The organism is Caulobacter sp. GW456-12-1-14-TSB4 (assembly GCF_059424195.1).
The window spans coordinates 54,935-61,208 of the sequence record NZ_JBWKZF010000034.1; the positions used below are offsets into that span (position 1 = coordinate 54,935).

At 68.2% G+C, this 6,274-nt stretch carries 7 protein-coding genes; 3 read left to right on the forward strand and 4 right to left on the reverse strand.

Features of this window, described 5'->3' with window-relative positions; all coding sequences use genetic code 11:
* Window positions 1-122: 122 nt before the first annotated feature.
* The 3 genes from AC07YH_RS23175 to AC07YH_RS23185 all read right to left on the reverse strand — a co-directional run bounded on the left by AC07YH_RS23175 (window position 123) and on the right by AC07YH_RS23185 (window position 3,476).
* Entirely contained in the window at window positions 123-494 is a 372-nt protein-coding gene (locus AC07YH_RS23175; RefSeq protein WP_494749266.1) for a response regulator, read from the reverse strand.
* A 3-nt stretch (window positions 495-497) separates the two neighbouring features.
* Window positions 498-2,087, reverse strand: a complete 1,590-nt coding sequence (locus AC07YH_RS23180; protein WP_494749267.1) for an HWE histidine kinase domain-containing protein — start codon at window positions 2,085-2,087, stop codon at window positions 498-500.
* A 102-nt stretch (window positions 2,088-2,189) separates the two neighbouring features.
* Window positions 2,190-3,476 carry an HlyC/CorC family transporter gene (locus AC07YH_RS23185; protein ID WP_494749268.1) on the reverse strand — a complete coding sequence of 429 codons (1,287 nt, stop codon included), beginning with the start codon at window positions 3,474-3,476 and terminating at the stop codon, window positions 2,190-2,192.
* A 227-nt stretch (window positions 3,477-3,703) separates the two neighbouring features.
* Here AC07YH_RS23185 and AC07YH_RS23190 point away from each other — a divergent pair, with 227 nt between their 5' ends.
* On the forward strand, window positions 3,704-4,615 hold the full coding sequence (locus tag AC07YH_RS23190; RefSeq protein ID WP_494749269.1) for a CPBP family intramembrane glutamic endopeptidase: 912 nt from the start codon (window positions 3,704-3,706) through the stop codon (window positions 4,613-4,615).
* On the opposite strand, the gene AC07YH_RS23195 is transcribed toward AC07YH_RS23190, so the two are convergent.
* Window positions 4,612-5,067 carry a MarR family winged helix-turn-helix transcriptional regulator gene (locus tag AC07YH_RS23195; protein ID WP_494749270.1) on the reverse strand — a complete coding sequence of 152 codons (456 nt, stop codon included), beginning with the start codon at window positions 5,065-5,067 and terminating at the stop codon, window positions 4,612-4,614. The genes AC07YH_RS23190 and AC07YH_RS23195 overlap by 4 nt on opposite strands.
* Window positions 5,068-5,235: 168 nt before the next feature.
* On the opposite strand from AC07YH_RS23195, the gene AC07YH_RS23200 reads away from it, so the two are divergent.
* Together AC07YH_RS23200 and AC07YH_RS23205 are read left to right on the forward strand one after the other, a co-directional pair.
* Window positions 5,236-5,799 (forward strand): DUF308 domain-containing protein, encoded by a 564-nt coding sequence (locus tag AC07YH_RS23200; protein ID WP_494749271.1) that lies wholly within the window; start codon window positions 5,236-5,238, stop codon window positions 5,797-5,799.
* An 89-nt stretch (window positions 5,800-5,888) separates the two neighbouring features.
* On the forward strand, window positions 5,889-6,188 hold the full coding sequence (locus AC07YH_RS23205; RefSeq protein ID WP_494749272.1) for a carboxypeptidase-like regulatory domain-containing protein: 300 nt from the start codon (window positions 5,889-5,891) through the stop codon (window positions 6,186-6,188).
* Window positions 6,189-6,274 lie beyond the last annotated feature (86 nt).

Consider the following 6,274-nt stretch of genomic DNA (forward strand, 5'->3'; position numbering starts at 1 on the left):
CCCCCCCCCCCCCCCCCCCCCCCCCCCCCCCCCCCCCCCCCCCCCCCCCCCGCTCCGCATAGGCCGTGAAGGCCCCCTCAGTCGGCTTCGCCGACAGCTCCCCCAGCGGGGGAGCATCTATCCTAAGCCGTGGTCTTGGCCACCAGCGTCTCCAGCACCCGCCGCAGATCCGCCTCGCGGAACGGCTTCTGCAGCACCGTGGCGCCGCGGTGGTCTTCGGTCAGGCCCGCCTCGCCATAGCCGCTGGCGAAGGCGAAGGGCACGCCGCGCGCCTTCAGGGCGTCGGCCACCGGGAAGATCGGGCGGCCGCCCAGATTGACGTCCAGCAGGGCCGCGTCGATCTCGGCCGAGCCGGCCAGACGCAGAGCCTCCTCGATTTCGGCGGCCGGGCCGACGATCGAGCAGCCGAGATCGGTCAGCATGTCCTCGACCAGCATCGAGACCAAGGCCTCGTCTTCGACGACCAAAACCTTCAGGGACGAGAGTGCAGTCATGTTTCAGGGCTCCAGCGCGCGCAGGGGCAACGCCATTTGGCAGACGAGGCCGGCGGCATCATAGGTCAGCTCGACCCCGCCGGATAGCTCGGCCGCGAGGCCGCGCTCCAGAAGACGGACGCCGAAGCCGCGACGGGCCGGGGGTGTGACGGGCGGACCGTTGGTTTCGGTCCAGATCAGGCGCAGGACGCCGTCCTCGATGGCCCAGTCGACCGCAACGCGGCCTTCGGGGATCGAGAGCGCGCCATATTTGACGGCGTTGGTGGCCAGTTCGTGGATGCCCATGCCGAGGGCCACGGCGGCCTTCGGGTTCAGGCGCACGTCGGCGGGGTAGTCGAAGGTGACGCGGTCCTCGCCGGCCATGGCGTGCAGCTCGACGTCGAACACCTCGCGCAGGCTGGCGCCGGCCCAGCTTTCGCGGGTCAGCAGGTCGTGGGTGTGCGACAGGGCGATCAACCGGGTCTCGAAGGCGTCGCGGAAGAACTCCGGCGCGGCCACCGAGCGCAGGGTCTGGGCGGCGATCGACTGCACCGTGGCCAGGCTGTTCTTCACCCGGTGGTTCAGCTCGTTGACCAGCAGCTTCTGGCGTTCCTCGGCGCGCTTGCGCTCGGTGATGTCCAGCGAGACGCCGGCCAGGCGGCGCACGCCGCCGTCGTCGGCGGTCTGGGCCGCGCGGCCGCGGGCGTGCAGCCAGCGCAGGTCGCCATGCGGATGCACCACGCGGTACTCGACGTCGTAGTCTGAGCCGTCGCGGATGGCGCTCTCGATGGCGGCCAGGACGCGCGGGCGGTCGTCGGGATGGATGGTCTCGATCAGGTCGGCGAAGGTGAAGCCCTCGTCCGGCCGGCGGCCATAGTTGGCCTTGCACAGGTCCGAGGCCTCATAGGCCTTGGTCGCCACGTCCAGGTCCCACGAGCCCATGCGGCCGCTGTCGAGCGCGAACTTCAGGCGCTCCTCGGCCCGGCGGCGCTGGGTCAGCTCAGCCAGGGCGCCGGCGTTCAGCTTGATCGATTCGATGGTGGCCGCGACCTGCGCGCCCAAGCCGACCAGCAGGGCCTCGTCGCGAACGGTGAAGCGGGCCGGCTCCGGATGGCCGAAGAACAGGCCGCCCAGCACCTCGCCCTGGCGGGTCGAGACGGGGATGGCCAGGTAGCTGCGCACGGGCAGGTGGCCCTCGGGCATGCCCTTGCGCGGCGCGTTCTTGCCGTAGCGCGGGTCCTGGGTGATGTCGTCCGAGCGCACCACGCCCACGCCGTCGAAGGTCGGGGCGAAGACCTCGGTCTTGCGCGGCATCGGGAAGCTGGCGAAGGCCTCGGGCGGCGCGCCCGACAGGCGGTAGAGGGTGTAGGACTCGCCCTCGGCGTCGACCAGATTGTAGAAGAAGGCCCCGAAGGCGGCGCCGCTGATCTCGCGGGCCCCATCGATCACCACCTGCACGCAAGCGTCGATGTCGGTGCTGGAGGCGACGGCCTCGCTGACCCGCGCCAGGGTGTCGGTCTTGCGGATCTCGTCGGCGAGGGCGAATTCCAGTTCGGCCAGACGCGCGCGCACGTCCGGCGCGTCGCCGTCGCGAACCCTGCTTTCGGTCGCCAAGCTGACCAAAATACGCCCCCTGAACCCGAACCGCCCCTGGTCCGTAAGGACACAGAACGCACCGTTTCCGGTCCGGTTCCGTAACCTTCACCGTGGAAGTGTTCAGAGTTCGGCGTCGTCGTCCAGCGGGGCGCTGATGCGCAGCGCGGTGATCTGATTTCTCTGCCTCCGGAAGACCTGGAACCGGTGCCGGTGGAAGATGAAGGTCTGGCCCGGCTCGGGGATCATCTGGGCCTCATGGATGACCAGGCCGGCGATGGTGACCGCGTCGCCTTCGGGCAATCGCCAGTCCATGGCCCGGTTCAGGTCGCGCACCGTGACGTGGCCGTCGACATTGACCGAGCCGTCGCCCTGCCGGCGCACGCCGTCCAGGGTGGTGTCGTGCTCGTCCTCGATCTCGCCGACGATCTCCTCGAGGATGTCCTCCAGCGTCACCAGGCCCTGCAGGGCCCCGTACTCGTCGACGACCAGGGCGAAGTGGTTCTTGCGCTTCAGGAACGCGGCCAGCTGGTCCTTGAGGTTGGTGGTGTCGGGGATGAACCACGGCTCGCGCAGGATGGCGGCGATGTCCAGGCCCTCGACCCCGGTTGGGCTCTCGGCCAGGGCCTTGAGCAGGTCGCGGGCGTGCAGCACGCCGATGATGTTGTCGGGCTCGTCGCGATAGAGCGGGATGCGGGTGTGCTGGGCCTCCAGCACCTCGTCGACCAGCTCGCGGGCGGGCAGGCCGGCGTCCAGCAGCACCATCGACTTGCGGTGGACCATGATCTCGGAGACGTCCATGTCCGACAGGTCCAGCACCCCGCCCAGCATCCGCCGGTCGCCGCTTTCCACCAGGCCTTCGGAGTGGTGGTAGTCGACCGCGCCGCGGATCTCCTCGTGGGCGGCCAGCACGTCGACGGCCATGTCCAGCCTGACGCCGAACACCCGCAGCGCCCGGCGGACGATCCACTGGATCACATAGATGATCGGCCCGAACGCCCGGACGATGAACAGGGTCGGGCCCGACAGCGTCCGCGCCACGTCGTCGGAACGGACGATGGCGATGGTCTTGGGCAGCACCTCGGCGAAGACCAGGACCAGCACGGTCATGGCGGCGGTGGCGACGGCCACGCCCCACGGGCCGGGGATCAGGGTGGTCAGCACCTGGGTCGCCAGGGCCGAGGCCAGGATGTTGATCAGGTTGTTGCCCAGCAGCACCGCCCCGATCATCGTCTCCTGGTCGGCCAGCAGCTTGTTGACCCGCCGCGCCGGCCCGTCGCCCTCCCGCTCCAGCTGGTGCATCCGCGCCCGGCTGGCCCCCGTCATCGACGTCTCCGCCGCCGAGAACAGCGCTGACAGGGTCAGCAGCGCGATGACGATGGGCGCGAGGCCGAGGAGGGCGGTGAGCATGGGGGTGTTCTATCCCGCTCTCGCGAAACGAGGGAGGGGCTAGAAGCAGCCGTAGACTCCCGTCATTCGCGCGCGGTGGCGGTTTGACTGTTCTGACAAACAATTAATGAAAGCGGCTGCATCCAAGCGCCCGCCCCGACGCCTCTAGAACACGTGCCGAAATGATCCGCGCATTTCTCAGGATATGCGCGCGGCACGCTGTTTCTTGGGGGAGTCGGAGGGGGCTTATGAGTGGAGTTGAGATTTTTGCGCCGCGCACCGCCAGAAGTCGGCGCACGTGGACCGCTGCGGCACTGATATTACTTGTCGTTTTCTTCTTGGTCGGGCAGCTGACGACCATCTTCGCTATCCTGAAGCCCATGGGGTATCACAAGGCGGACCTCGATACACAATGGCAGCCGCTCGCCATCTCCTTGGCCGGTGGGGGCGTGACTATACTTCTCATTATTGCCTGGGCGTTTCTGTTCGAGCGCAGGTCCCCCGCGGCCTTGGGCTTCAACGCCAGGATCGCCGGCCCCTATTTGCGCGGGCTGCTCGTCGGAGGGCTCTGCCTCGGCGCCGTCGTGGGCGTCATCTTCGCCGCGGGCGGTTACAAGGCCGCCGGTGGTCTGTCCTTGGGCTTGCTGTCGCCAGCCGTCCTGACGCCGTTCCTCGCCCTGTTCGGCGGGTACATGATCCAGGGCGCGGCCGAAGAGACCATGTTGCGGGGTTGGCTGATGCCCTTGGTCGCCTCCAGGCACGGATTGATCGCCGCCGTTCTGCTCAATGCCGGCTTCTTTGCCTTGCTCCACGCCAGCAACATCGATCCCTCGAAGGAACTGGCGCTCGGGCTGTTCAACCTGTTTCTCTTTGCCGTCCTGCTTAGCCTCTACGCCGTCAAGGAAGGCTCGTTATGGGGCGTGTGCGCCTTCCACACGGCCTGGAACGCCCTCCTGGGCACGGGCTTCGGACTGGAGGTCAGCGGCCAGAAGGTCGCCATCGCACCGGTCGTCGTGGGTTTGACGCCGGTCCCGAGCGCGCCGTGGTGGCTTACCGGCGGGGCTTTCGGCCCGGAGGCGAGCGTCGCCACGACGATCGTCCTGGCCGCAGGCTGCGCCTATCTGATGGCAAGGGGAGCCTTGGCGGCGCGGCGCGCCTAAGGCTCGGGTCGCTCGCTGACAAAACGCGCCACCGAATCCCGGAACGCCTGGACCTCCTTGTTCAGCTGGACGAGGCGCGGGATGTCCATGCCGCCGGCGGCGAACAGGGTCTGGCCCAGGCACGTGCTGCGGGTCTGCATCTCGCGGCCGGCGTCGGTCAGGCTGACGACGACCTGGCGCTCGTCGGCGGGATTGCGCACGCGGGTGACCAGACCCGAACCCTCCATGCGCTTGACCAGGGGCGTGACGTTGCTGGAGTCCAGGCCCAGCCGCTCGCCGATCGCCCCGACCGGCAGGTCGTCGGTCTCCCACAGGGCGCTCAGCACAAGGTACTGCGGATAGGTGATCTCCAGCGCGTCCAGCAGCGGCTTGTAGGCGCGGTTGATCGCCAGGCTGGCGCCGTACAGCGAGAAGCACAGCTGCTGGTCGAGCGTGGGGATGTGGTCGGGCAAAGGCGGGCTCCTGGGTCGTTGATGTTTCCTACCGCGAAACTAGATGTCGTGACAAATAATGGCTGGACTCGTCGGTTCGCGGCCTCTAAGAGGCTTTCATATGTCGCGACATATAATGTCTCGGCATGAAAAATTCAGCTTAGCTTTCGAGCTTTCAGGGAGGCCGTCATGGCCCAGGTCGACAACGTCCAGCGCGACGGTCTCAAGCGCTATTATTTCCTGCGGGCCGGCGTGTCCGTGGCCTGGATCCTCGCGGCCGTGGCGGTCGGGACCGGCAATCCGCTGATCGGTGGCGTGCTGCTGGTGGCCTATCCGGCCTGGGACGCCCTGGCCAACGCGCTGGACGCCCGGTCGAACGGCGGCTTCAAGACCAACGGGCCGCAGACCTTCAACCTGGTCGTCAGCCTGACGGTGGCCTGCGCTGTGTTGTTCACCTTGCAGGCGCAGCCGCATCGGGTGCTGACCGTGTTCGGCGTCTGGGCGGCGTTCTCGGGCATCCTGCAGCTGGCGGCCGGCATTCGCCGCTGGCGTTCGGTGGGCGGCCAGTGGCCGATGGTGCTGAGCGGCGCCCAGTCGGTGCTGGCCGGCGTCTTCATGATCACCCGCTCGCTCGCCGGCGGCGGCCACCCGCCCGCGCCGATCGAGATCGCGCCCTATGCTGGCTTTGGGGCCTTCTACTTCCTGGTCGCGGCCATCGCCCTGACCCTGAAGGGCCGCAAGCAGGCGGCCTAGGTGAAGGATTTGTCATGCGAGGCTGGCTTTACCCACAGGTCAGCCTCTCCTATTCGAGCCCTTACACGCAGTCACGGAAGGGCTCGAACATGATCCTGGCAGGTTTCCTGGCGCTCGCCCTCGGCGCGGCCGACGCCAATACCGGCGCCATCGCCGGCTATGCAGAGCCCAAGGCTCAGATCATCGTCACCGGTCAGGATAACGGCAAGCCGGTGATCGGCGTCGTCTCCAGTGAGACCGGCGACTACCGCGTCGAGAACCTTCCGGCCGGCCGCTATGTGATCAAGCAGCAGGGTCTGCACCACGCCGCCCGCTCGCTGAGCGTCAAGGCGGGCGAGACCTCGCAGGTCGATCTGAAGCCGGACACGCGCCAGAAGCCGAAGGGCTGAGGCCTATAGATCCTCCCCCGTGAAACGGGGGAGGTGGCCCGGAGGGCCGGAGGGGGCCAGCGCGGCCTCGATCCAGCTCGGGGGGG

Coding starts and splice junctions, on each gene's coding strand:
- AC07YH_RS23175 (WP_494749266.1), bottom strand. CDS start 494: ATGACTGCACTCTCGTCCCTGAAGGTTTTGGTCGTCGAAGACGAGGCC.
- AC07YH_RS23185 (WP_494749268.1), bottom strand. CDS start 3,476: ATGCTCACCGCCCTCCTCGGCCTCGCGCCCATCGTCATCGCGCTGCTG.
- AC07YH_RS23190 (WP_494749269.1), top strand. CDS start 3,704: ATGAGTGGAGTTGAGATTTTTGCGCCGCGCACCGCCAGAAGTCGGCGC.
- AC07YH_RS23200 (WP_494749271.1), top strand. CDS start 5,236: ATGGCCCAGGTCGACAACGTCCAGCGCGACGGTCTCAAGCGCTATTAT.
- AC07YH_RS23205 (WP_494749272.1), top strand. CDS start 5,889: ATGATCCTGGCAGGTTTCCTGGCGCTCGCCCTCGGCGCGGCCGACGCC.